Genomic DNA, 1,047 nt, shown 5'->3' on the forward strand with positions numbered 1-1,047 from the left:
CCAGCGGATCCGGCTTGCCGTTCGGCCCTTCCGGATTGACATAGATCAGTCCCATCTGGACGGCGCCGAGATGGCCCTGGAGTTCGCGGTCGCCGGAGTAGCGCTTGTCGTCGAGCCACTTGGTTTCCGAACCCCAATCGACGTCCTGTTCGGGTTCCCAGACGTCGGCGCGGCCGCCAGCGAAACCGAAGGTCTTGAAGCCCATCGATTCCAGCGCGACGTTGCCGGTGAGGATCAGCAGGTCGGCCCAGGAGATCTTGCGCCCATATTTCTGCTTGACCGGCCACAGCAGCCGGCGCGCCTTGTCGAGATTGGCATTGTCCGGCCAGCTGTTGAGCGGAGCAAAACGCTGCTGGCCGGCCCCGGCGCCGCCACGGCCGTCGCCGATGCGGTAGGTGCCGGCACTGTGCCAGGCCATGCGGATGAACAGCGGCCCGTAATGGCCGAAGTCGGCCGGCCACCAATCCTGCGAATCCGTCATCACCTGGTGCAGGTCCTTGATCACCGCATCGAGATCGAGCGACTTGAATTCCTCGGCATAGTCGAACTCTTCGCCCATCGGGTCCGAAAGGTTCGACTGCTGATGGAGAACGCCAAGGTCCAGTTGGTTCGGCCACCAGTCACGGTTCGTCCTGCTGGAGGATCCGTGCGCAACGGGGCATTTGCCGGCACTGGGATCATCGGTCTGTGCGTCCATGTTCTTCTCTCCGATCGTGGCTGTGTTGAGCTGTTCAACTGCTGCGTGAACAGGGACACAAAAATGTCCCTGTAGGCGGTCCGTTTCATGGCTGGCGCGATGACCTGAGCCCGATACGCGACCGAATATGTTGGATGTCCTGTTGCTGCGGGCATGCGCCTCACCAGGCGGTCCCGGCTGCTCCTCATCTTCGTTACGACTCCTATAGCAAAGCCGCTTGATTAATTTAAGTTGGATTTCCTGATTGCAGCGATAAGATGACATTATGACAAACCTGACGCTGAAGCAGCTGCGTTATTTCGAGGCGCTGGCCCGGCACAATCATTTCGGCCGCGCCGCCGATGCCTGCT

The 1,047-nt window shown here is 60.6% G+C and carries 1 protein-coding gene; it reads right to left on the reverse strand.

Going from position 1 to position 1,047, the window contains the following annotated elements; genetic code table 11:
* Nucleotides 1–697, reverse strand: a 697-nt coding sequence (locus tag EN884_RS36850; protein ID WP_348633003.1) for a peroxidase family protein, incomplete at its 3' end; no start/stop codon positions are given.
* Between the last annotated feature and the right edge of the window lie 350 nt (nt 698–1,047).

Source organism: Mesorhizobium sp. M7A.F.Ca.AU.001.01.1.1 (assembly GCF_004022735.1).
Lineage (GTDB): Bacteria > Pseudomonadota > Alphaproteobacteria > Rhizobiales > Rhizobiaceae > Mesorhizobium > Mesorhizobium ciceri.